Here is a 23,472-nt window from a genome sequence, read left to right on the forward strand (position 1 = left end):
GGATTCAGTGGCAAGGGATTTGGCTGCGGCCAGGGGGTTGGCATGGGGGCGGGCTGAGCCGTCGCGACGTTCGGCCCGCTCGGTGGGGAACGGGCCAGCGTGAGGGGTGGCGAATTCACCGAGGACCAGGCGCCAGCGTGGCTGGCTCATCACAATCCCTCCTCTTGGAGATCGAGTCCACTGCGGACTTGATGGACGAGGATCCGGCTGTCGCCAGGACTGAAGTGGAGGCGGGCTGAACCGCCACGGCGTTCGGCTCGCTCGGTGGGGAGTGGGTCGGTGTGGGGGGTGGCTGGTTCGCCGAGGATCAAGCGCCAGCGTGGCAGGGTCACCACAATCCCTCCTCTCGGAGGATGGAATCCACAGTGGATTCGGTGGCGAGGGATTTGGCTGTGGCCAGGGGGTTGGTATGGGGGCGGATTAAGGAGCGGGCTGAGCCGTTGTGGCCGTGGTGGGTGAGTAGGGCGCGAGCGAGGGCTTCGCGTTCGTAGGGCGGGAAGTAGGCGAAGGCGTGTCGCAAGGCGGGTAGCGCGATCAGGAAGTCGTCCTCGGCCATGCCGGAGACCAGGTCGTCGAGCACGCCGAGTACGCCGTGGTCCTCGGCGAGCACTTCTTCCCTGGCGAGCGCGAACAGCCCGGCCAGCCAGTCGCCGAGGGTGGACGGGCCGCCGTGGATCGCGCGGGCGGGATCGCAGGGTGCGCCCGATGACCAGCCCAGGCCGAAGGCGGCGCCTCGGAGGTCGGGTGGGGCGCCTGGATCGGCGGCGATGCGGCGGCAGGCGGCGAGCACGACCTCAGGATCGAGGTCGAGCACCGGCGCGGCGTAGCGCACGGTGTCACGTAAGGCCACCATGGCGTTGAGCCGGGCGGGGTCGGCGGGCGCCGGACCACCGCGGACGCCTTCGGCCAGCCACAAAACTCGGGGCACGGCGGCGGCCAGCACCACCGCGAGCGAGGTGCTGCCCGAGGTGTTCCAGAGGTCGTCGTGCCGCCACAGGCCGAGCGCGCCGGCCAGGACCCGGCCCAGTGCGCCGAGGTCGTGTGCGGTGGAGATGCCGGACCGAATTTCCTCGACCACCCGTTCCGCCAGGTCGGCGACTCCGCACAACACCGCGTCGAACAGCACCTCGGCCAGCTCGCCGATGTTCGCCTTGGCAGCGCGTTCGGCGAGCACGGCCGCCGCGGCGTCCGCCGGGGTGCCGCCGTGGGCGCCGGCCTCGATCAGCATGGGCAGGCGCAGTTCGGTGACGGTCAGCCGCCAGTGTTCGGACCTGCTCGGATCGCCTCCGGACGCCGGGCCGGAGCGGCGCTCGAACCCGGGGATGTCCAGCACGCGCAAGCGATGCAGCAACCGGCTGTGCTGTCCGTCGCTGGCGAGGTCGAGGTGGGCCGAACCGTCGCGATCGAGCCCCAGTTCGGCGAGTTCGGTGGTGACCGCGTGGACCAGTGGCGGGGCCGGGGTGTCCGGATGCAGACGGCCGACGCGGTCGCCGGTGAGCGCGGCGACCATCTCGGCCACCACTGGATGCGCGCCGGGACGCAGCGGGCCGTGGGTGCGCCACGGGTGCCGCTGGCCCAGGTCGTCGGTGATCAGGGCGCTCGCGAGTGCGTCGAGGATGTCGGCGCGGGCGGGGCGTGGGTGGCCGCGCAGGTTCGCCAGCCCGGCGGCCAGTGCGTAGGCGGTCACCAGGTCGGCGGTCGACGCCGGGAGACCGCGATGGCGGAGGCGGGTCAGCACGGTGTCGATCAGGCTGTCCGCCGCCGGACCCGGGCCGCTTTCCCAGAGCCGCTGGTAGTACTCGGGCGAGGGCATGCCGGACTGGTAGCCGGTGAACGCGTCCAGCCTGGCGAACGAGTAGGGCACCAGGAAGCTCTCGCCGATGGCGCCGTCGGGCAGTGGTGGCACTTCAGGCCAGCCGGTCGGCCCGCCCGCGGCCAGGCGTTCGAGGGCTGGGCGGTGGAAGCCGCCGGTGACCACCACGACCGGCTCCGGCCCGGCATCGGCGACCGCCGCGCGCACCCACGAAGCCATGTAGCGCTCGCGGGCGGCGTCGTCCTCACCGACGGCGGATTCCCCACGCAGCAGGTCGAAGTAGGCGGCCAGCCGCTCCGGCAGCCCGTCCGGTGGTGCGATCTCGAAGAGGTGATCCCACAGGGAGTCCACATCGTCGACGGCGAAGCTGGAGCAGAGGCGGGACACGGCCTCGGCGTACCTCTCCTCCGCGTCGGTGTAGCGGTTGCGGCGGGCGGCCAGCGCGGGATGCCAGGCGGGCAGGTCGATGAACCGCACCTGCGCACCGACCGCACGGCCGGTGGTGAGCGCGGCCCATTCCGGTGAGTACTCGCAGAACGGGCTCCAGGAGGCCAGCGAACGCGGCCCGTCGCGGTAGTGGCTGAAGATCGCGATGGGCAGTTCGTGGCCGAACAGCAGTTCATCCAGCCGGTCGTTCAGCTCGGCCGGCCCTTCGACGAGCACGTACGCCGGGCGCAGGCGCTCGATCACGGCCGTGGTGAGCCGCGCGCACGCCGGGCTGTGGTGGCGGACGCCGATGAAGGTGGCGGGCATCAGCCGGGCAGCCGATCACGAGCCTCGTGCAGGGCGCGCCAGGACGCGCCGTGCTTGCGAGGGACCTGTTGTTCGAGGTAGCGGCGGAGCCGGGCGAGGTCGTGCTCGCTGTCCTTGACCGCGGTTCCGGCGAGGCATTCGACCAGGTCCGCCGGGGTGCCGGGGGCACCGCGCAGGTACCAGCCACGCACGCCGACCGCGTGTGCCACCGATACCGCCTCGGCGGTGCTCAGCGCGGCGGACAGCCGTTCCATCGAGCGGCCGTCGGCTGTGGTGCCCTCGCGCAGCTCGCGGAAGGTGGTGACCAGCACCTCCAGCACGTCGCGATCCGGTGGGGTGCCGACCCCGGACTGGCTGAGCAACTCGGCCGACTCGGCGCGGACCAGTTCCAGTTCGGTGGCGAAATCGGCGATCGGGAACACGGTCTCGAAGGTGAACCGCCGTTTGAGCGCGGTGCTCATCTCGTTGACCCCGCGGTCGTCGGTGTTGGCCGTGGCGACGACGTTGAAGCCCTGCTCGGCGAAGGCCATTCCGTGCTCGCCGGCCAGCTCCGGGATCGCCAGTACCCGTTCGGACAGCAGGGAAAGCAGGCAGTCCTGCACTTCCAGCGGGCACCGGGTGAGTTCCTCGAAGCGCACGATGCGGCCTTCGCGCATGCCGCGCAGCATGGGCGCCGGGACCAGGGACCGGGGCGACGGGCCTTCGGCGACCAGCATCGCGTAGTTCCACGAATACTTGATCTGGTCCTCGGTGGTGGCCGCGCCGCCCTGCACGGTGAGCGTGGAATCCCCGCTGACCGCGGCCGCGATCAGCTCCGACAGCAGGGATTTCGCCGTGCCGGGACGGCCGAGCAGCAGCAGGCCGCGGTTGGTGGCCAGCGCCACCAGCGCGCGGTCCACCAGTGACGGATCGCCGACGAACTTGCGCCGGATGCCGGCCTGCTCGTCACCGATGATGAACCGGCGCGCGGCACGCAGGCTCAGTGCCCAGCCGGGTGGACGCGGATCGTGGTCGTGTTCGCGCAACCGAGCCAGTTCGGCGGCGTGGCGGCGTTCGGCTGGCGGGCGCTGGATCTCGGGTTTCATCGGACCGGCTCCACCAGTTCGGTCAGTTCGGCGAGCACCTCGGAGGTCAGCACCGGGTCGAGGTCGCCGAAGCGCAGGCCGGTCTCGCGGGGGTACCGTTCGCCCTCCGGGTGGTCGGACAGCCAGACCGCGGTGATCCGCTGCTCGGGGAACTCGTCGAGCTGCCCGGCCACGATGCCGGGATCGAGGCTGATGACCACCGCACGGGTGCCGTGGAGCTGGCGGAACAGCCACGGCTGCACCCCGTTGTCCCGGGGCGCGGGGCGTTCCCAGCCGTAGCGGGCGAGGCCGAACAGCCTGCCGGCGGGCACGGTGCGTTCGGAGAACCGGTCCAGCCTGCTCTTCGCGCGCTCGTCCGCTGTCAGCTTGTGCACCTCGCGGCCGAGCTGGCGGAACGGTTGCAGGATCTCGTAGTCGGCGAACACCTCGGCCCACGCGGCCACGGTTTCACCGAGGTGCAGCGGATGGGCGATGCGGACGGCATCACGCTCGGCGAGGGTGAGCTGGTTGTCTTCGAGATCGGCGAAGGTGCGGTCCTCGGCGATCCGGAACGCCCGTGTGCTTTCGGACTCGGCGAGCCAGACCAGGCGGCGGCCGATGTGCCAGAGCAGCGGGTGGTCGACGAACAGCAGGCGGAACTCCTCGACCGTCCACTTGCGACCGTGAATCATGGCCTGTTCCAGGCGGCGGACCTGGTCGGCGGCGACCGTGCGCACGTCCTTCTTCACCGTGGCGAACCGCTCGCGGGCGGCGGGCGCCAGTTCGGGATCGTCGCGGATGCCGGGTTTGGGCAGCTCACGACGGCGTTTGCCGTTCACGTCGGTGACGAAGGGTTTGAGCTGCTCGTCGAACCCGACGAAGAACTGACGCGGCCCGTAGTCCAGCCGGAGCTTGCCATCGGCGGACAGGCCGAAGTCGGGCACCAGGCGGTCCGCCAGCTGATCGATGGTCAGGCCGAGGCCGGTGGCGACCTCGAGGATCTTGTCCGCGGCCCGCAGTTTGAGCGCCTTGAACTTGACCTTCCGGGAGATGGCGTGCAGCTGCATCAGCGCGGTGTCGGTGCCCAGCGCGGCCAGTACGTCCAGGCCGAGCACCGCCCGGCTGTGCCCGCCCTCGCCCGGCCAGGCGCGGATCACCCTGGCGAGTTCGCGGGCGCACCTGTCGTCACCGAGCCAGCCGAGCGCGGTGAGCGGCCAGCCGTGCGCGCTCGGCGCTCCGGCCGCCTGCCAGGCCTCGAACAGCTCCCAGCCGAAGCGGGCCAAGGACGCGGAATCGGCGAAGTCGACGACCTGGCGGACGCCCGCGTACGGTTCGTCGGGCCGGGACATCGCCAGCATGGTGAGGAAGTGGCGGACCGAGGACGCGGGCAGTGCGCTTTCGCCGCCCCGGAGCAGGATCTGGGGCAGGGCGGCCGGTTCCGCCCAGTCCGGCAGGTCGGGGATGCGGGCGGGCAGCACGTCGAGCGGGTCGGTGGCGAGCAGCTTGCCGATCGCCGCGGTGATCTCGCGGCCGTGCTCGCGGGCGGCCTCGTCCACAATGGATGGATCGAGGGTGAGCAACGCGGCTTCGGCGGCGGACCGCAGCCTGCCCGGCTCGCCCAGCGCGGCCGGGATCAGCAGGCGTGCGGCGGTGCTCCTGTGCCGGGCCAGCCAGTGCATCGCGACTTCGCGGGCGGGACCTTTGAGGCGGGCCAGCCAGTCGGCCATCGATTCGGCTACTTCGGGGCTCGTGAACGGCAGCAGGAACATGCCCGTGGCCTGCGGGGTCATCCTGGCCACGTGCAGGGCGAGCGGCAGCGCGTCCAGCTCGTAGCGGGCGAGTGCGGGCGGCAGCCAGGATTCGGCGAACCAGAGATCGGTGGGGTACCACCGCGCGAGCAGTTCGCGGCCCACGTCTTCCGGGCCGTGGGCGAGCAACTGGCCGGTCAGGTGGGCGTCCAGCACGCCGGCCCGTAGTTGCTCGATGGCTTTCGGCAGGGCGTTCGGCTGGCGGAAAGCCCAGGTTTCCTCGGCACGCCAGGCTTCGCGTTCTCCGGGTGCCCAGGCCACCAGCGGTTCGCCGAGTTCGAGATCGTCGAGAATCACCCGTTCGGTGAGCGCGCGGGGTCTCGTCCACGGTGGCGCGGTGAGTAGTCGGGGCAGGGCTTCGGCCGGTGCCTCGGGCAGCGGGCGGTGGTCCGCGCGGATGGTCTCGATCATGGCCTTGGCCTGCGGATCGAGCGCGGGTAAGGCGGCATCGACGCCTCCGGGGTCCGTCAGCACCCGTGCGGTCAGCAGGCGGGCGGCGAACCGGGCCGGTCTCGAGCTGCCGGGGCAGCGCCGGGCGAGCACCCGGAGGGCACGTACCGGGAATCGGCGCATGGCGGCGGGCAGCGCTTCACGCGCCGGACGCTGATCGGCCAGGTCGAGCAGGCTTTCGAAGGCTTCGTCGGCGGGGAGCGCGGCCAGCGCGTCGGCGATCCGCTTCGCTGGTTCGGCGCCGTAGTACATCGCCCATTCGGCCAGTGCGGGGACCGCCTCGACGCCGACACCGTCCACCAAGGTCGGGATCACGCGGGGATTGCGCAGGGCCCAGGCCAAAGCATCGGTGTCACGCACGGCCTCCAACTGCGGGCCGGTGCCCAGCATGCACAGGAGCGTCTCGGCCGGGGCGCGGTGGCCGAGATCCAGCGCTTCGGGGACGAACGCGTCCACCCAGGCTGTTTCGCCGGGCGCGAGGAATGCGGCTATTCGGCGTTGTCCCAGCGTGTGTCGTTGCTCGGACAGGGCGGAGACGGCGGTCTGGTAGTCCACTTCGGACGCTTCGGCGAGGTGCGCACGCAGGCGGTACAGCAAGGGATCGGCGAGCAGGCCGCTGCTCAGCGGCTCCGGCGTGTGCTCACGGACGTGGAAACTGATCGATTCCCAGCCCGCGCTGAGCAACGGCAGACGGCAGGCGGCCTCGGCGGCGAAGGCGTAGCCGTGGTCGAGCAACCAGACGTCGGCGAGGGCTGAGAACCGTTCGGCGGCGGCTTTTTTCGGCGCCGGGCCGAGTTTCACCGCGGCCATGGCGGCCAGCGCGGCCGCGCCCAGCGGGGTGGGCTCACCGCCGAGGAAGGCCAGTGCGGCCTTGGCGGGGGCGGGCTCGCCGAGGTGGTGGTCCACCGCGCCGCGGAAGTGCGGCAGGAGTGGTTCCAACTCGGCGAGCGCCTGTCTGCCGGGGTGCAGTGGCGGGCCCTGCGCACCGCCGCGGCGCGGGTGGATCAGCCGGAGCCAGTGCGGCGGGCGGAGGAAGATTTCCTCGCTGTAGCTAGGGTTTTCGGCGTCGACGGGGCTGGTGGGGTGGTGGTCGGTTCGGTGCATGGTTTCCCCCTTGGGTGGTGATGGGGGGAGATTAGGGTGGGGGTCTGACAGAACTGGGGGGATGACGGGATTCGGGTTGTTTCGTTCGTGGGGGCGGGGGTCGTTCACACTGGGGGGATGGATGGTGGGAACTTGTTCGGCGAACTCGCCGGGCTGGCCGCGGCGCTGGTGCCGGGAACGGCGCTGACGCCGGCGGCGATCCTTCGCACGGCCGCCGAGCGGATGACCGGGCGGCGGCTCACCGTGCGGGTGGACGGCCACGACGTCCGCTTCACCGTGACCGCGCTGGACTACGAGGCGGACACGCTGCGGCTGGCCGCGGGCAGGCTCGGGGACGTGCGGCTGGTCGCCGACGACGTGAGCTGGCCGGACTTCCCGCTGCGGCGGGTCACCGTGCTGGGGAAGGACGTCCGCGTCCGGTCGCTGCCGGTGATCACCGCGACCCCGGCCTCGGTGGAACTGGAGGTCAGGGTCGCGGCGGAGGTGGTCACCGGGCGGCTCGCCGAACTGCGGCCGGATCTCGTCATCGAGCTGGCCGACGGGTTCGCGCGCGTCCGCTGGGCGAAGGTGCCCGGGCTCGGTCACCTCGATGTCGAGCCCACGCTGGCCGAGGACGCGGTGGTGCTCGTCCCCCGTGGACTCCGCGTCGCCGGACTCCGGCTGCCACCCCGAATCGACCCGATTTCCGTTGCACTGCCTGAGTTCCCGGAGGGATTGCGATTGACCGGGATCGAGCCACACCCGGACGAACTCGTGCTCCGGCTCAACGCCGCGCAGTGGCCCGAGCGCCTTTCCCGGGTGCCGTTGCTCGACCTGCTCGGCTGGGTGCTGCGCCCTAGCGGCTGAGCCGCCGGTACGCCCGGACCGACAGCGGGAGGAACACCGCGAGCAGCACCAGCGGCCAGGCCAGCGCCATTTCGGTGGCGTGCCGGACCACCCACGAATCCCCGGTCACCCCGGGATTGCCGAACAGGCCGCGGATCGCGGTCGAGGTGGCCGAAAGCGGGTTCCACTCGGCGATCGCGCCCAGCCAGCCGGGCATGGTGTCCGGGGAGACGAACGCGCTGGAGAGGAAACCGACCGGGAATTCCAGCGTCTGCACGCCGGTCATCGCCTCCGGGCCGCGCAAGGTCAGTCCGATGTAGACACCCACCCAGATCAACGCGAAGCGCAGCAACAGGATCAGCGCGAAGGCGGTCACCGTGCCGGCCGCCGATCCGTGCACCGACCAGCCGATGGCCAGGCCCGCCAGCACCATCACCACCAGCGTGACCGCGGCCAGCACCAGGTCCGCGACAGCCCGGCCGACCAGCACCGAACCCGAGGCCATCGGCATCGCGCGGAAGCGGTCGGTGACGCCGCGTTCGACGTCGGCGAGCACCGCGGAGGCGGTCATCCCGACGCCGAAGAGCATGGTCATCACGAACATGCCCGGCATCAGGAACTCGCGGTAGTCGCCGCCACCGGGGACCTGCATGGCGCCGCCGAACAGGTAGGCGAACATCAGCACGATCAGCACGTTGAACAGCAGGCCGAAGATGACCGGCCCGGGGTTGCGGGCCCAGTGCGCGAAGCCGCGCTGGGTGAGGGTCCAGCTGTCGGCGAGCAGCCAGCGGGAGCCGTGGTCGGCGACGGTCATACGCGGGCCTCCGTGAGCTGCAGGAACACTTCGTCGAGCGTAGGCAGGCGCAGTGCGAGGTCGTCGAGCCGGACGCCGGCGTCGTCCAGCGCACGCACCACGGCGGGCAGCGCGGCGGCGTGCCCGGTGACGCGGACGCTGATCCGGCGGGTGTCACCGTCGACGTCCGGCTCGCCGCCGACCACGGTCTTCAGCGCTTCGGCGGCCTTGGCGAGATCGGCCGCGTCGTGCGGCACGACGTCGATCCGGTCGCCGCCGATCCGCGATTTCAGCTCGGCGGGACTGCCCTCGGCGATGACGCGGCCGTGGTCGATCACCGCGATGCGATCGGCGAGCTGGTCGGCCTCGTCGAGGTACTGGGTGGTGAGCAGAACGGTCGTGCCGTCGGCGACCAGCTCGCGCACCGCCTCCCACACCTCGTTGCGCCCACGCGGATCCAGGCCGACGGTCGGTTCGTCGAGGAAGAGCACCGCCGGGGCGAGGATCATGCTCGCCGCAAGATCCAGGCGACGCCGCATGCCACCGGAATACGCCTTGACCGGCTTGTTCCCGGTGTCCGCGAGGCCGAAGCGGGCCAGCAACTCGGTCGCACGCTGCCGGGCCGCTCGCTTCTCGAGGTGGTGGAGACGGGCGAACATGACCAGGTTCTGGTAGCCGCTGAGCACCTCGTCGACGGCCGCGTGCTGCCCGACGAGCCCGATGGTGCGGCGCACGCGATGTGGCTCGGTCGCCACATCGAACCCGCCTACGCGCGCCCGCCCCTCGTCAAGGCGGACGAGGGTGGCGAGGATGCGCACCGACGTGGTCTTGCCCGCACCGTTGGGGCCGAGCAACCCGCACACCGATCCACGGGGTACGCGCAGGTCGAAGCCGTCGAGGGCGCGCTTGTCCCCGTACCTCTTGCGCAGGCCGTCAGCTTGGACGGCGAACTCAGTCGTACTCATCCCGAACTCCCTTCCGTGCGGCGTACCGTACAGCATACGGTTAACCAACCGGAAGGGCGCCCAGCCAGGCCTCAGGGCAGCCGAAGAGGTCCCAGGGATGTCACGAATGTGGCTTTCGGAGCGGATTCGGCCCCCAAAGCCACATTTGTGTCACAGGAGCCCCCCGTCGAGCCGACACGAACCCCACCGACACCAAACGAGCCCCACCACCCAACCGACACCCGGCAACGGGACCCGACCACCCCGCGTCCCAGCCCCTCCCCTTCCCCGGCCCAAAGCCAAAAACACGGCGAACTAAAAATCCGGGGACAAGAACAACACCCCCTAAGCACTCCAAACGTAGTAGTCTCAAACCCATGCGCCGCAACCAAGCCAGGCGAGAAGCGCTGGTCGACGCGACCATCGAGGTGCTCGCGCGGGAAGGCGCCCGTGGGCTGACCTTCCGCGCCGTGGACGCCGAGGCCGGGGTTCCGGTCGGCACCGCGTCCAACTACTTCGCCAACCGCGACGACCTGCTCACCCAGGCCGGGCAGCGCATCCACCTGAGACTCGGCCCCGAAGCCGAGGAACTCGAGCAGATCATGCGCGCCCCCAGGGATCGGGAGCTGGTGAACCGCCTGATGCACGACATCGTGCGGCGGCTGTCCGACGGGCGCAGCAACTACCTCGCCCTTCTCGAACTCCGCCTCGAAGCCACCCGGCGCCCCGAGCTGCAGGCCACGCTCACCGAGACCCTCAAGGCGAACCTCGCCCAGAACATCGACTTCCACCTCGAAGCCGGCCTCCCCGGCGACCGCGACACCGTCCTGCTGCTCTACCTGGCGATGACCGGACTGGTGGTGGAGCACCTGACGCTGCCGGAGGTGCTCGCCCCCTTTCCGCTCGACGAGGTCATCGACACCCTGGTCGCGCGCGTGACCCCTGCAGGAACCGGCCGGGCGGTGGCCAAGCCCACCGGCGACCCGCGATAGTGGTGCCATGGAGACGATCGGCGAGGGACCGGTCGCGGTGGTGTACGCCGACGGCGACAGCGCGCTCAAAGCCTTCCCCGAGCCGCTGACCAGGCAAACCCGCGCGAACCTCGACCACGAGCTGGCGACCCTGCGGACCCTCGACGGCGCACGGCCGATCCTGGTGCCCGACGGCGTCGAAGAGCTGCCCGACGGCAGGCCCGCGCTGCGGATGGAGCGCTGCGCGCAGTCACTCGCCCAGCTCGTCGAACACAACGGCCCGCTCTCCGCCGAGGACACCATCACCATCGGGCTGACGCTGTCCGCCGCGCTGGCCACCGCGCACGAGGCCGGGGTCGTCCACGGCGGCGTGCACCCGGCGAACCTGCTGTTCCGCGACACCGGTGAGCTGCTGATCGCCGACTTCGGCGTGGTGCTGCGGGCCGCTTTCCCCCGCGATGTGCTGCCCGGTCTGGAGTTCACCGCCCCGGAGACCGTGCTCGACGGCACCGTGGACGAGGCGGCCGACCTGTACGGCCTCGGCGCGGTACTCCAGTTCGCGCTGACCGGCGAGCCACCTTTCCGCTTCATCCCGGGAGAACAGTCCGGCGAGCGCGTGATCAAGGTGCTGCACTCGCCACCCGCGCCCGTGGAGGACGAACGACTCGGTGCGCTGATCGGCCACTTGCTGGCGAAGCAGCCCGAGGACCGGCCGGACAACGCGGCGGCGGTCACCGAGGAACTGTCGTGGCTGCGTGCACCCGACCTGCCGCGCACCCCGGTCAAGATGATCAAGCCGGTGGCGGTGAAACGGCGGGCACCCGAGGACCGCCAGAACAAGCTCGGCCTGATCCTCGGGATCGCCGCCGCACTCGCGTTGCTCGCCGCCGCCCCGATCCTGTTGCTGTCCCAGCGGTCCGCCGATCCGCCCGCGGCCGCGTCCGGTGGTGCGGCGGTGCCGTTGGCGCCGCTCGTGCCCACCCCGCCCAAGCCGCTGGAGCTCACCCTCGCCGAGCCCGAGGATCTCGGCGACACCGTGCGCCTGACCTGGACCAGCCCGGAGGTACTGGATTTCGTGGTGGTCGTCGCGCCAGCCGGGCAGCGCAACAATTCGATCTACGTCGAGCGCAAGCGCACGTTCGACGTGACGGTGTCCCCCGGCCTCCAGTACTGCTTCGCCGTGCAGGGGACGAACGGCGCGCAGACCATCGAAACGCCGCCGAAGCCGATCCGCGGCGCGACCTGCACGCCCTAGGACCGCAGGCCGCGGGGATCCAGTGCGGCCCGGATCCGGGCCCGCAGCGGGCGTCTCGACAGTCCTCTCCGGACGGACTCCTCCGCCTTCCACGCCCACTCGGCCAGGTCCGGACCGGTGCGCGAACCCGACCACAGCGCGGTGTCCACCGCACCCGCCAGCGCCCGCACTCCATCCACAGTGGACTGATCAGCCACTCCGGCGGTGGCGTCGGCCAGCTCGCGCACGGTCATCCCGGGACGCACCGGGACCCGATGCGCGCGCAGGCGGTCCCGGACCTCGGCCCACGCCCCGGCGACCGCGCCGGTGCCCGGGGCACGACGGCGGCGCCTGCGGCGAAGTCGTTTCAGCAACGGCACCCCGGCGAGCCAGCCGACCGGCACAAGCAACACGGGCACCAGCAGCAGGACGAACGACGGCGCGCCACCGCCTGCCTCCGCCGCTTCCTCACCCGCGGGTGCTTCTTCGTCGTCGGAACCAGGCCCCTCCAGCGCTTCCGGCGGGGGCAGGCGGTCCCGGGCCTGCGCGGTGACCTCGCCGAGCCCGCCGCCCGCCCGGCTTTTGGCCGCGTTGCCGGTGGGATCCAGCGCCACCCAGCCGACGCCTTCGATCGCGACCTCCGGCCAGGCCAGCACGTCGGCGTTGCGCACCTGGAACACCCCGTCCGGGCCGGGCAGCGGCGGTGACTGGAAGCCGACCACCAGCCGCGCCGGGATGCCCTCGATCCGGGCGAGCGCCACGTAGGCCGCGGCGAACTGCTCGCTGGTCCCCTGCTTGCTCTCCAGCAGGAAGTGCCGCAACTGCGGCCAGGAGTGCCCCGTCGGCCGGTCCGGGCCGCGGACCTCGCGGTAGTTCTGGCTGAAGAACCGTTCCAGCTGCATCGCCGTCTGGAACGAAGGCCGCTGTCCTCCAGTGGCCTGATCGGCCAGCTCGCCGATGCCGGGCGGGATGATGCCGACCTCGCCGAACCCGCCGGGCGCGTCGGCGTCCACCGGCGCGGCTTCGAGCAGCTTCGCGTCGACCTGCGGTTCCCACCAGCTCAGCTGGTAGCCGACCGGGGATCCCTGGCCGAGCAGGGTGCCGCGGCCCTCCTCGACGAACGGCTCGGCACCGGTCACCGAAGCGGGCCACGCCTGGCTGGGCAGCCAGGGTCCGTCGAGCCCGTTCGTGTTGACCGCCGCCTCGCGCCTGGTCACCGGCGCGGTCAAGCCCGGACCGGGCGGGATCTCCACGCCGAGGCGGCGGAACTCCCCGTCCGGCTTCCAGTTCACGCCGTCGAAGGAATCGAGCACGACCAGCGACCACCGGTCGACCGGGGCGGGCGCGGTGTACCGGAACAGCGGCACCTCCGGATCACCGAGCCGGGCACCGATCTCGGCGAGCGGACTGGCCACCCTGGCCGGTGGGATCGGCGCGGATTCGTCCTGCTTCAGCGAATACGCGGGCTTTCCCGCCGGATCGAACAGGGCACCCGCGGTCGCGCCGCCGACGGCGACCACCACCAGCGCCACCACGGCCGCGACCGCCGCCTTCGACCAGCGCGCCGAAGCCGCCAGCCCGATCGCCGCCGCCGCGGCGTACCCGAGCGCACCCGGCACCGCCGACGTGCCCGGCATCGCCGAGTAGAACTGGCTCAGGCACAACACCGCCAGGCTCGGCAGCAGCGCGAGCAACGGCTTGCGCGTGCGGTGCAGCAGTTCGATGCCGAGCACGGCGGCCGCCAGCACGGCCAGCGGCACGAAGAGGAACAGTTGCGCGTCCGGCCGCGCGGGCCAGGTGGACTGGAGCGCGAGCCGCCAGGATTCGGTGAGCCCGGCGGACAACGCGCCGAACGTCTCGCCGGTGGGCAGACCAGCGGCGGTGGTCGGGAACAACGCGGCCTCGATCAGCCCCAGCAACCCGGCCAGGGAGACCAGCAGCGGACGCCACGGCACCAGTGACGGCTTCCGCGCGACCAGTTCGGCGACCCCGAAAGCCAGCAGCGTGAGCACCAGGATCGGCACCAGCAACGGGACGAGTCCGAAGACCGGGGTGAACAGCAGCCCGGCGACCGCGCCGGCGAGCAGCACGCCCGCGGTCTCGACGCTGGACTTCACGCGACCACCCCGTTCCACCGCTGGAGCAGACCGGACGCGGACGGGCCTTCGAGCACCCGTGCGCCGGGCACCACCATCCCCTTGCCCCCCAGTGAAAACACGGTGAACACCGGGTAGAACGGCTTCAACCGGGTCAGCGCACCGGCGTCCGACTCCCCGGTCGCGACCACCACCAGCGCCCCACCACGCGAGCGGGCCAGCGACAGCGCGGGCGGCACCAACGGCACCTGAGCCGGTTCCGGCACGGCCACGCACAGCTCGTCCAGCAACCGCCTCGCCGCGTGCGGACCGTCCGGAGTGGACAGATCGAGCCCGGCGGGCGTGACCAGGCGGCAGCGGTGACCGGACAGCGCCGCCGCGTTCAGCATCGACGCCGCCACTTCGACGGCCTCTTCGAACCCGCGTTCCTGCCGCGTGTCCAGCACCAGCGTGAGCCGCGGCTGGTCCGGGTCGGCGAACTCGCGGACCATCAGCCTGCCGGTGCGCGCGGTGGCCTTCCAGTGCAGGTGCCGCACCTCGTCACCGGGGACGTACTCGCGCACCTCCCGCAGGTCCAGCGAACCATGCAGGGCGTCGTCGGCGGCCCGGCCTTCGTGGTGGTGCCGCGGCTGACCGCCGGAGACCGCCCGCACCGGGTGGCGCCGCGGGTGCACCCACAACATCACCGGCTCCCCGCTGGCGAGCCGGTTCCTGGCCAGCCCGAGCGGATCGGACCGCTCCAGCACCAGCGGCCCCACTTCGAAGCGGCCACGCCGTTCGGTGGGCAGTTCGTAGTGGTAGCGGGCTTGCGCGCCGGGCGCGAGTGCCCGCACACCGACCGTCCGCACCCCGGAACCCACCCGGTCCCCCGCGGTGAACCCGGCTTGCCGCCGCGTGCCTTCGTTGCGCACCAGCAACCGCGCGAGCGCCGGACGCCCGCGTTCCACGCGGTCCGGGTAGACCTCACGCGACACCGCCACCCTCGGCCGGCGCCCCACCAGCACCACGGCCACGAGCACCGCGCCCACGCAGATCCCGCCGAGCGCGCGCAACATCGGGTGCCCGACGAAGATGCCGGCGGCGAGCAGCACCACGGCGAGCACGAGCACGGCCACCCCGCGCCGGGTCAGGCGCATCGCTCACCGGCCCGAGGCGTTGGCCGACGGGACCGGCACGGAAGCCAGCACCTCGTCGAGGATTTCCGTCGCGCCGCGCTGGTTCAGCTCGGCGTCCGCGGTCAGCACGAGCCGGTGCGCGAGGACCGGCTTGGCCACGTCCTTGATGTCGTCCGGTGTCACGTAGAGACGGCCGTCGGTGGCGGCGTAGGCCTGCGCGGCCCGCACCAGCGCGATGCTGCCGCGCGGGCTGGCGCCGTAGCGGACCGCCGCGTGCACGCGGGTCGCCGCGGTCAGCCGGGCCGCGTACTCGCAGACCGCGAGGTCGATGTGCGAGGCGCGCACCTCCGCGATCGCCTGCTGCAGGCGCGGGATGTCCACCACCGGCGGCAGTTCCTCGGGGTTGATGCCCGCGCAGTCGCTCATGATCACCAGCACCTCGGCGTCGAGGTCCGGGTAGCCGACCGAGATCCGCATGAGGAACCGGTCGAGCTGGGCCTCGGGCAGCCGGTAGGTGCCCTCCATCTCGATCGGGTTCTGCGTGGCCACCACCAGGAACGGGTGCGGCACCTCGTGCCGGACCGAGTCCACCGTCGCGGTGCGCTCGGACATCACCTCGAGCAGCGCGGACTGCGTTTTCGGGGTCCCGCGGTTGATCTCGTCGGCCAGCACCACGTTGGCGAAGATGCCGCCGCCGTGGAACTCGAACCGCTCGTCCTTCTGGTGGTAGACCATCACGCCGGTGATGTCGCCGGGCAGCAGGTCCGGGGTGAACTGGATGCGGTTGAACGAACCGCCGACGCTGCGCGCCAGGCAGCGGGCCAGTGTGGTCTTCCCGAGCCCCGGCACGTCCTCGACCAGCAGGTGTCCCTCGGCGAGCAAGGCGGTGACCGCCAGGCGCACCACCTCGGGCTTGCCGCGGATCACCTGCTGCACGTTGCCCGCGATCAGTTCGTAGACCTCGGCCGACTTCGGCTGGGTCACCCTGCCTCCCACACAATGCGATTCGATTCGATGCCGTCCGCGGTGACCCACACCGTGCGGCCGACCTGTCCGAAGTGGAACGCCTCGAAGGTCTGCGTGCCGTCCGAGTCGATTTCCATGGTCTTGCCCGGGTTGGTGTACGAAGAATTGGCGTGCGGCGTGAACTTGACGCGGCTGCCCGCCTCGAATCCCTTGGCCACCACCCGGATCAGCGCGCAGTCGGGCAGCTCGCACTCGTCGTTGAATGCCTCCGGCGTGCCCCGCGAGATCGTGATCGACTTCGGCGACGACGGGGTCACCCCCGCCGACTTGGCCCCGGCGCCACGGCCCGCGGAGTTCTCCGCGGTCACCGTGATCACGTAGGTGGCGTTGTTGGTGAGGCCGCTGAGCGTGGTCGACCGGACGCCGCCGCCGACGGTCTTCTCCCCGCTGCCCGCGCTGGAGGTCCAGGCGACGTGGTAGTTCGAGACGGCACCGCCGTTGGGCGCGGCGGCACCCCAGTTGACCGTGATCACGGCGTTCCCGGCGGTGGCCTTGACCCCAGGGGGCGCGCCCGGCGGACTGGCCGGTTTCTGCGCAGGCGGCGCCGGTTTCTGCACGGGCGGCTGGGGAACCGGATTTTCGCGCTGCGGTTGCGGCGGCGATTGCGGTTGCGGCTTCGGCTGCTGCGGTTGAGGCTGCGCCGGTTGCGGTTGTGCCTGCTGCTGCACGGGTGGCGGCGCGGTCCGCCCCTGGTTGCCGACGACCGGGACCGGCTCGACCGAGCCGTCGTTGTCGACCACCAGCACGTGCCCGCCGTCCGCGCTGTCGACGTAGACGCGGGAGTCCTCGCCCTTGGCCAGGTGCGGCCGTCCCGGCGGGATCGGCGTGCTCTTGTGCTGCTTGCCGTCGCGGTCGTAGGTGAGCACGGCGTTCTTGGCGCGGTCGAGCAGCACCACGGCCTGGCCGGAGGAAGCGACGTCGGTGTAGTCACCGGCCGGCAGGTCGACGGTGACCGGATCGGCCTTCGCGGGCGTGGTGTCGACCAGGTGCATCCGGTGGCCCTGGCCGTCGAGCACGACGATCCGGCCCGCGACGTCGGTGCCGGCGAACCGCGCGGTCGGCGGGGCGTCGACACCGAGCGCGGAGCCCTCGCCGAGGCCGTCGTCGCCGAGCGGGTGCACGGTGTCGGTGGAGGTGTCGATGAAGACCGGCTGGTCGGCGACCACGCTCAGGCCGCCGGTGTGCCCGCTGGGCGCGTTGTCCGGGCAGTCGAGCCGGTCGGCGTCGCGCGCCAGTTCGCAGAGGGCGTTGCTTTCCTTCTGGTGCAGCCAGACATCACCGGCGGAGGTGGCCACCGGATCGTTCAGCTTGCCGCCGGTGGGCAGGGTCAGCATGGTGTCGCCGAGGCGCACGACCTGCCCGGACTCGCGGTAGACCAGGTACGGCCCGCCCGCGACCTCCAGCGCCACCGGGCGCTCGTCGGCGGGCGGGGTGAGCGTCTTCTCCACGGCCAGATCGGACTTGCCGAACTCGATGATCCGGTTGCCGCCGACCACGTACCCGCCGGTCTCGCCCTGGACCACCTGACTGCCCGGATCGGCGCCCGGCAGGCCGAGCTGCGCGTCGATGGCGCGGCTGGCCCCGTCGATGTGGAACACCGTGCCCAGCAGGCCGTTGAACACCCAGTGCCCGGACTGGAAGAAGTCCACGCCGCCCTCGGGCTTGGCCGCCCCGGAGACCGCGACGCCCACCGCCGTGGCGATCGCGACCACGGTGACCACCAACGGTGCCCGCCCACGCCACCGGATCCGTCCCCTCACCGTCACACAGCGAGAATAGGCCAACCGGTCCAGTGACGATCCATTACCGGTACATTCTTTTCCCCGCTCGCCGAAGAGACCCGCTTCACCCGGCCAGGGCGGCTCAGTCCCGGAGCACCGGCAGGCTCAGCTCGAAGATCGCGCCGCCTTCTTCCGCGTTGTAGACGCCGAGCGTGCCGCCGTGCGCCTGCGCCACCCACGCGACGATCGGCAGGCCAAGCCCGGACGAGCCGCCCGCGCTGGCGAACCGGTCGAACGCCTCCTCCGCCAGCGCCGCGTCGATGCCGGGCCCGTGGTCGGCGACGGTGACCCGCCCGCCCGCGACCGTGACGTGCACGATCGCCGGCTGGTCCGGCAGGCGCCCGTACCGCAGCGCGTTGTCCAGCAGGTTGCCGATCGCCCGTTGCAGCAGCGCCGGATCGGCCGAGACCTTGGTCGCCGCCGCGGTGACGGTGACCCGGGCGCCGTCCTGCGGGAGCTCCTCGACCAGCCCGGTGACCAGCTGGTCCAGCCAGACCGGCTGGACCGCCAGCTGCTCCACCCCGGCCGCCAGCCGCGCCCGGACCAGCAGGCCGTCGATGATGCCGCCCATCCGCCCGGCCAGCCGGACCGTGCGCGGCAGCAGTTCCGCGCGCTGGTCGGGGTGCCGCAACGCGGTTTCGGCCAGCGCACGCAGCGCGGCGACGGGCGTGCGGAGGTCGTGCGCGGTCTCGGCGAGCAGCACCTCCTGCTGTTCGAGGGCTGCCGCGGCGGGCCGGATCGCCCGTCCGGACAACGCGTGCCCGGCCAGCGCGACCGCCGCCACCAGCACCGCGCTGCCCGCTATCACCCCGATGAGCAGGCGCTGGTGCTGGGCGTCGACCTGCGCGGTGTCCACCCAGGCGACCACCGCGCCGACGTTCTGGGCGAACTCGTTGCGCAGCGGTTCCGCCCGCACGCGCACCCCGCCGTCGTTGAAGTAGGTGGACAGCGCGAGGTTCTCCCTGACCGCCCGGGTGGCGAAGCGGTCCAGCTCACCGCGGTCCACTTCGGCGCAGACACGCGCGCTGTAGAAAGGCGCGAACGGGGCCGCGCCCCCGGGCAGCACGGCGAACTGCGGGCACCCGTCGTTCAGCACGTCCTTGCTGATGTAGTCGGTGATGATCGAGTCGCCGTACTGCACCACCCGCGAGGCGGTGGAGGTGACGCGGGTCAGTTCACCGTCCAGCGTGCGCTCGCCGTGCGCGCTGTCGAGCTGCACGACCAGCCACGCGAGCAGGATCAACCCGGCCGCGTTGAGCGTGGTGAACAGCAGGGTGAGCAGCAGGCGCAGGCGCCGGAGTCGCTCGGCGGACGGGCTCTTCACGAGGCCGCCAGCCGGTAGCCGTGCCCGCGGACGGTGTGGATCAGCTCGGGTTCGCGCAGTTTGCGCCGCAGCCGCCCGATCACCACGTCGACCACGTTGGACATCGGGTCGGCCTCGGCGTCCCAGCAGTGTTCCAGCAGGTCGGCCCGTGGCACCGCCTGTTCCGGGTGGGCCGCGAGGTATTCGAGCACGGCGAACTCCCGGCTGCTGAGCGTGAGCAGCACCCCTCCCCGGCGGACCTCGCGGCGCGCGCAGTCCACTTCGAGATCCGCGTGCCGCAGCACCGACGGCCGCCCGGCTCCCGCGCGGCGGCACAGCGCCAGCACGCGGGCGGTCAGTTCCTCCGGCGCGAACGGCTTGACCAGGTAGTCGTCGCCGCCGTGGGCGAAGCCGTCGACCCGGTCGGCGAGCGTGTCGCGGGCGGTCAGGAACAACACCGGCACCGCCCAGCCCGCCTGCCGCCGCTGGTACACGTGGGTGATCGCGTCGCCGTCGGGCAGCATCCGGTCGTACACCGCGCAGGACAGCGGTTCCGCCACCCGGACGGCGCCTGCCAGGTCGGCGGCGGTGAGCACCTCGAGCCCGGCGGCCCGCAGCTCGGCCGAGACCGCCACGCGGAGGTCCTCGTCGTCCTCGACCACCATGACCCGCTTTGTCATCGAATCCTCATGTGTGCTGCTGGAAGGTGGGCCGCAGATCATCGAACGAGGAGGTGCGGCGTGCTGTTCCGGGTGCTCGGTCCGCTCGAGGCACGAACGCCGGCGGGGGCTGTGCTCGAACTGGGGGCCAGGAAACCCACCAGGGTGCTGGCCGCCCTGCTGCTGAACCCTAACGGCTGGACCAGCGTGGCTCAGCTGATCGGCGCGACCTGGCATGAACAGGCCGCGCCCGCTTCGGCCGAGGCGAACCTGAAGACCTACATCTGGCAGCTGCGGCGGGTGCTGCCCGGCGACCGGATCGAGAGCAGGCCCGGTGCCTACCGGCTGCGCGTCGAGCAGGGCGAACTGGAAACCGACCTGGTGGCGGCCGCGGTCCCGGCGGCCCGGCGGGCGCTCGCCGCTGGTGACGCCCTGGAAGCGGCGCGGTTGTACACCGAGGCACTGGCCCGGTGGCGCGGTCGTCCGTTCGACGGGCTGGAGGCGGACTTCGCCGATCCGGTGCTCGCCCGTCTCGAGGACCTGCGGTTCGAACTCCGGCTCGGCCTCACCGACGCCTGGCGTGCCGCGAACCGCTTCGAGGACGCCATCGCGCTCCTGCACGAACTGACCGACGAGAACCCGTTGCGCGAGGCCGCCTGGGCGCGGCTGGTGCGCGTGCTGCACCGGGCGGGCAGGCGCGACGAGGCCATCACCGCCTTCGGCCGGGCGCGCACGCTGCTGTCCGCGGAGCTGGGCATCGAGCCGGGTCCCGAGTTGAATGCCGCGTTCACCGAGGCGCTGGAGCCCGGTGGCCGTCGCCGCTGCTGCGACCTGCCGCGGGACCTGCCGACGTTGACCGGACGCGAGACCGAACTGGACTCCCTGCTGGCGCAGCGGCGGACCGGCGGGCCGGTGCCCGTACTGGTGGTGGACGGCATGGCGGGCGTGGGCAAGACCGCGCTGGCCGTGCGGTTCGCGCACGAGGTTTCCGGCGACTACCCGGACGCCCGGCTGTTCGTCGACCTGCGGGCACGCAACGCGCCACTGTCCCCGGAGGACGCGCTGGCCCGGTTGCTCCGCGCGGCCGGTGTGCCCGACTCGGCCATCCCGGTCGAACTGGACGAACGCGCGGCGTTGTGGCGCGGGGAATTGGCCGGGCGGAAGGTGTTGCTGGTGCTCGACGACGCGGCGGAGGCGGCCCAGGTGGTTCCGTTGCTGCCGGGCACGGGCGGCTGCCTGGTGCTGGTGACCACCCGGAACCGGGCACTGGCGGTCGAAGGCGCCCGCGGGCTGACCCTCGCGCCGCTGGACACGTGGTCCGCGGTGGAGATGTTCCGCACCAGCGTCGGCGATTGGCGCTCGGACGCGGAACCCGCGGCGGTGACGGAACTGGTCGGGTTGTGCGGGGGCCTGCCCGCCGCGTTGCGCGCCGCCGCGGCCCGGCTGCGGTCACGTCCACTGTGGACCGTCGGCAGGCTGGTCACGCGATTGGCCGCCGAACCGCTGCCGGGCATGGCCGAACTGCTCGAACCGTCCTGCCGCCTGCTGGCCGAACCCGAGCGACGGCTGTTCGCCGGGCTCGGCCGGTACGCCGAACTGGACGTGCAACTGGCCGCGAAGCTGGCGGGACTGAGCCGTGCGGATGCGATGCGGGCACTGGAATCGCTGGCTGACCGGCACCTCGTCGACCCGCGCGCGGGCGAGGTCTACGCCTGTCACCCGGCGGTCCGCTCGGTGGCCGCCGCCGGGCTCCCGGCCAGGGTGGCGTGATGGGGGTCGCCATCCTGACCCGGGGGCACCGGGAACTGACCGGCCTGCTGGCTTCGGCCACCGCCGAGGTGCTGGTGATGAGCACCGGTTCGCTCGCGCTGGCGCGCCCGCGCGAGGTCGACCGGCACAACCTGCGGCGCGGCGTCGCCTACCGCGTGCTCTGCCCCGGCGAATTCGCCCTGCCCGGCAACGCGGAAATCCGCACCGCGCCCGAGGTGCCGTCGGACGCGATCGTCGTGGACCGCGGGTTCGCCGTGCTTCCCGCTGAGCGCAACGGATTCGCCGTGTTCGAACTGCCCGGAGTGGTGAGCACGACGGTCGAGCTGTTCGAGCGGATCTGGGCGGTTTCCGCGCTGCGCGGGGAGGAACTGCCGACCGAACGCGAGCGGGAACTGCTGGCACTGCTGTCCAGGGGCAGCACCGACGAATCGGCGGCGCTGCGGCTCGGCATCTCGGTGCGGACCGTGCGCCGGACCGCGGCCGACCTGATGCTGCGGCTCGGCGCGCGCAGCCGGTTCCAGGCGGGGGCGCGGGCGGCGGACCGCGGCTGGCTGCCGCCCGGCTCGCCGGGACCCGCTCCCGTAGCATCGGTGAGTGCGTGTGCTGGTGGTCGAGGACGATGAGGACATCCGGGTAGCGGTGGCGGCGGCCTTGCGCGGCAGCGGTTTCGCGGTCGACGCGGTGGCCGATCTCCCGCCGGCCGACGAGGCGCTGTTCGTCAATTCCTACGACTGCGTGGTCTTCGACCGGATGCTGCCCGGCGGCGATTCGCTGTCCTACGTGCGGGCGCGGCGGCAGGGCGGCTGGGCGGTTCCGGTGCTGTTCCTGACCGCGCTCGACGCGGTCTCCGAGCGGATCGCGGGCCTGCGCGACGGCGGGGACGACTACCTGGTCAAGCCGTTCGCCGTGCCGGAACTGGTGGCGCGGGTGGGCAGCCTGTGCCGCCGCATGGGCGCCGGCCCGCCGCCGGTGCTGCGGCGCGCCGACCTGGAACTGGACACCGGCCGCCGCGAAGTGCGCCGCGGCGGGGTACTGCTCACCCTGACCCGCACCCAGTTCACCGTGCTGCGGCTGCTGCTCGCGGCGGAGGGGAAGCCGGTGCCGCGGGACGAGCTGATCCGGACGGCGTGGGACGAAATGGCGAATCCGGCGTCGAACGTGCTGGACGTGGTGATCGCGCAACTGCGGCGCAAGCTGCGCGATCCACCCCTGATCCACACCGTGCGGAACGTGGGATACCGGCTCGGCGAGTAGAACAGGTGTTCGATCATCGTGTAGGGTCGGAGGCATGTCCACAGAGCTGCAGGGTTCCCTGTTCGACACCGGGGCGGAGGTCGGCCTGCGCCCGCTCGACGGCATCGAGCGCACCACGCTGGGCGACGGCGCCTGGATCGACGTGCTGCCCGGCTGGCTCACCGGGGCGAGCGAGCTGTTCGAGCGCCTGGTGCACGAGGTGCCGTGGTACGGCGAGCAACGCTGGATGTACGAGCGCATCGTCGACGTGCCGCGGTTGCTGTGCTTCTACGAGGAGTCCCAGCCGTTGCCGCACGCCGTGCTCACCGAGGCGCGGCGGCGGTTGAGCGCGCACTACGCCGCCGAACTCGGCGAACCCTTCCGCACGGCGGGGCTGTGTTACTACCGGGATGGACATGACAGCGTCGCCTGGCACGGCGACACCATCGGCCGCGGCAGCAGCGAGGACACGATGGTCGCGATCATCTCCGTCGGGGCTCCGCGCACCCTGGCCCTGCGACCTCGCGGCGGCGGCGAGTCGATCAAACGGCCGCTGGGCCACGGCGACCTGATCGTGATGGGTGGTTCGTGCCAGCGCACGTGGGAGCACGCCATCCCGAAGACGAGCAAGGCGGTGGGGCCGCGCATCAGCATCCAGTTCCGCCCGAGGGGGGTGCGCTGACGATCGGCCATTGACCCAGCCACCGGCCGGATGGCAAATTAGAACACG

The 23,472-nt window shown here is 72.0% G+C and carries 18 protein-coding genes; 7 read left to right on the forward strand and 11 right to left on the reverse strand.

Translation table 11 applies throughout. From position 1 onward, the window contains the following. Window positions 1–328 precede the first annotated feature (328 nt). The 3 genes from L3Q67_RS03935 to L3Q67_RS03945 are packed head-to-tail and all read right to left on the reverse strand — an operon-like array spanning window position 329 to window position 6,992. Window positions 329–2,566, reverse strand: coding sequence for a DUF5682 family protein (locus tag L3Q67_RS03935; protein ID WP_499188236.1), 2,238 nt, complete (start codon window positions 2,564–2,566; stop codon window positions 329–331). Beyond that, window positions 2,566–3,651: an ATP-binding protein gene (locus tag L3Q67_RS03940; protein ID WP_499188237.1), complete on the reverse strand. Its 1,086-nt coding sequence runs from the start codon at window positions 3,649–3,651 to the stop codon at window positions 2,566–2,568. The genes L3Q67_RS03935 and L3Q67_RS03940 overlap by 1 nt, the downstream gene beginning before the upstream one ends. Continuing rightward, window positions 3,648–6,992 (reverse strand): DUF4132 domain-containing protein, encoded by a 3,345-nt coding sequence (locus tag L3Q67_RS03945; RefSeq protein WP_499188238.1) that lies wholly within the window; start codon window positions 6,990–6,992, stop codon window positions 3,648–3,650. The genes L3Q67_RS03940 and L3Q67_RS03945 overlap by 4 nt, the downstream gene beginning before the upstream one ends. A 117-nt stretch (window positions 6,993–7,109) precedes the next feature. On the opposite strand from L3Q67_RS03945, the gene L3Q67_RS03950 reads away from it, so the two are divergent. Continuing rightward, window positions 7,110–7,838, forward strand: a complete 729-nt coding sequence (locus L3Q67_RS03950; RefSeq protein ID WP_499188239.1) for an LmeA family phospholipid-binding protein — start codon at window positions 7,110–7,112, stop codon at window positions 7,836–7,838. Here L3Q67_RS03950 and L3Q67_RS03955 read toward each other — a convergent pair. Continuing rightward, complete coding sequence (locus L3Q67_RS03955; protein WP_499188240.1) at window positions 7,828–8,631, reverse strand: ABC transporter permease; 804 nt, start codon at window positions 8,629–8,631, stop codon at window positions 7,828–7,830. The two genes, L3Q67_RS03950 and L3Q67_RS03955, sit on opposite strands and share 11 nt — an antisense overlap. Continuing rightward, a complete protein-coding gene (locus tag L3Q67_RS03960) occupies window positions 8,628–9,575 on the reverse strand; it encodes a DrrA family ABC transporter ATP-binding protein (protein WP_499188241.1) in 948 nt (315 codons plus the stop codon). Before L3Q67_RS03960 ends, L3Q67_RS03955 begins: the two co-directional genes overlap by 4 nt. Before the next feature lie 356 nt (window positions 9,576–9,931). Here L3Q67_RS03960 and L3Q67_RS03965 point away from each other — a divergent pair, with 356 nt between their 5' ends. Together L3Q67_RS03965 and L3Q67_RS03970 are read left to right on the forward strand one after the other, a co-directional pair. Next, window positions 9,932–10,546, forward strand: a complete 615-nt coding sequence (locus L3Q67_RS03965) for a TetR/AcrR family transcriptional regulator (protein ID WP_499188242.1) — start codon at window positions 9,932–9,934, stop codon at window positions 10,544–10,546. Window positions 10,547–10,553: 7 nt separating this feature from the next. Then, window positions 10,554–11,780: a serine/threonine protein kinase gene (locus L3Q67_RS03970; protein ID WP_499188243.1), complete on the forward strand. Its 1,227-nt coding sequence runs from the start codon at window positions 10,554–10,556 to the stop codon at window positions 11,778–11,780. Here the strand turns inward: L3Q67_RS03970 and L3Q67_RS03975 are convergent. The 6 genes from L3Q67_RS03975 to L3Q67_RS04000 all read right to left on the reverse strand — a co-directional run bounded on the left by L3Q67_RS03975 (window position 11,777) and on the right by L3Q67_RS04000 (window position 19,760). Continuing rightward, window positions 11,777–13,876: a transglutaminase TgpA family protein gene (locus tag L3Q67_RS03975; RefSeq protein WP_499188244.1), complete on the reverse strand. Its 2,100-nt coding sequence runs from the start codon at window positions 13,874–13,876 to the stop codon at window positions 11,777–11,779. The two genes, L3Q67_RS03970 and L3Q67_RS03975, sit on opposite strands and share 4 nt — an antisense overlap. Continuing rightward, entirely contained in the window at window positions 13,873–14,991 is a 1,119-nt protein-coding gene (locus L3Q67_RS03980) for a DUF58 domain-containing protein (RefSeq protein ID WP_499188245.1), read from the reverse strand. Before L3Q67_RS03980 ends, L3Q67_RS03975 begins: the two co-directional genes overlap by 4 nt. A gap of 3 nt (window positions 14,992–14,994) precedes the next feature. After that, window positions 14,995–15,954 (reverse strand): AAA family ATPase, encoded by a 960-nt coding sequence (locus L3Q67_RS03985; RefSeq protein WP_209664585.1) that lies wholly within the window; start codon window positions 15,952–15,954, stop codon window positions 14,995–14,997. Next, on the reverse strand, window positions 15,951–17,762 hold the full coding sequence (locus L3Q67_RS03990; RefSeq protein WP_499188246.1) for a fibronectin type III domain-containing protein: 1,812 nt from the start codon (window positions 17,760–17,762) through the stop codon (window positions 15,951–15,953). Before L3Q67_RS03990 ends, L3Q67_RS03985 begins: the two co-directional genes overlap by 4 nt. A gap of 97 nt (window positions 17,763–17,859) precedes the next feature. Next, window positions 17,860–19,101, reverse strand: a complete 1,242-nt coding sequence (locus L3Q67_RS03995; RefSeq protein ID WP_499188247.1) for a sensor histidine kinase — start codon at window positions 19,099–19,101, stop codon at window positions 17,860–17,862. Continuing rightward, entirely contained in the window at window positions 19,098–19,760 is a 663-nt protein-coding gene (locus tag L3Q67_RS04000; RefSeq protein ID WP_499188248.1) for a response regulator transcription factor, read from the reverse strand. Before L3Q67_RS04000 ends, L3Q67_RS03995 begins: the two co-directional genes overlap by 4 nt. 60 nt (window positions 19,761–19,820) lie before the next feature. On the opposite strand from L3Q67_RS04000, the gene L3Q67_RS04005 reads away from it, so the two are divergent. From L3Q67_RS04005 to L3Q67_RS04020, 4 genes are read left to right on the forward strand one after another with little or no spacing between them, the layout of a single operon-like run. Continuing rightward, window positions 19,821–21,509, forward strand: coding sequence for an AfsR/SARP family transcriptional regulator (locus tag L3Q67_RS04005; protein ID WP_499188249.1), 1,689 nt, complete (start codon window positions 19,821–19,823; stop codon window positions 21,507–21,509). Next, window positions 21,509–22,132, forward strand: coding sequence for a helix-turn-helix transcriptional regulator (locus tag L3Q67_RS04010; RefSeq protein ID WP_499188250.1), 624 nt, complete (start codon window positions 21,509–21,511; stop codon window positions 22,130–22,132). Before L3Q67_RS04005 ends, L3Q67_RS04010 begins: the two co-directional genes overlap by 1 nt. After that, entirely contained in the window at window positions 22,104–22,763 is a 660-nt protein-coding gene (locus L3Q67_RS04015) for a response regulator transcription factor (RefSeq protein ID WP_499188251.1), read from the forward strand. The genes L3Q67_RS04010 and L3Q67_RS04015 overlap by 29 nt, the downstream gene beginning before the upstream one ends. A gap of 34 nt (window positions 22,764–22,797) precedes the next feature. Beyond that, window positions 22,798–23,424 (forward strand): alpha-ketoglutarate-dependent dioxygenase AlkB family protein, encoded by a 627-nt coding sequence (locus L3Q67_RS04020; protein ID WP_499188252.1) that lies wholly within the window; start codon window positions 22,798–22,800, stop codon window positions 23,422–23,424. Window positions 23,425–23,472 lie beyond the last annotated feature (48 nt).

Source organism: Saccharothrix sp. AJ9571 (assembly GCF_021725495.1).
GTDB classification, from domain to species: domain Bacteria; phylum Actinomycetota; class Actinomycetes; order Mycobacteriales; family Pseudonocardiaceae; genus Amycolatopsis; species Amycolatopsis magusensis.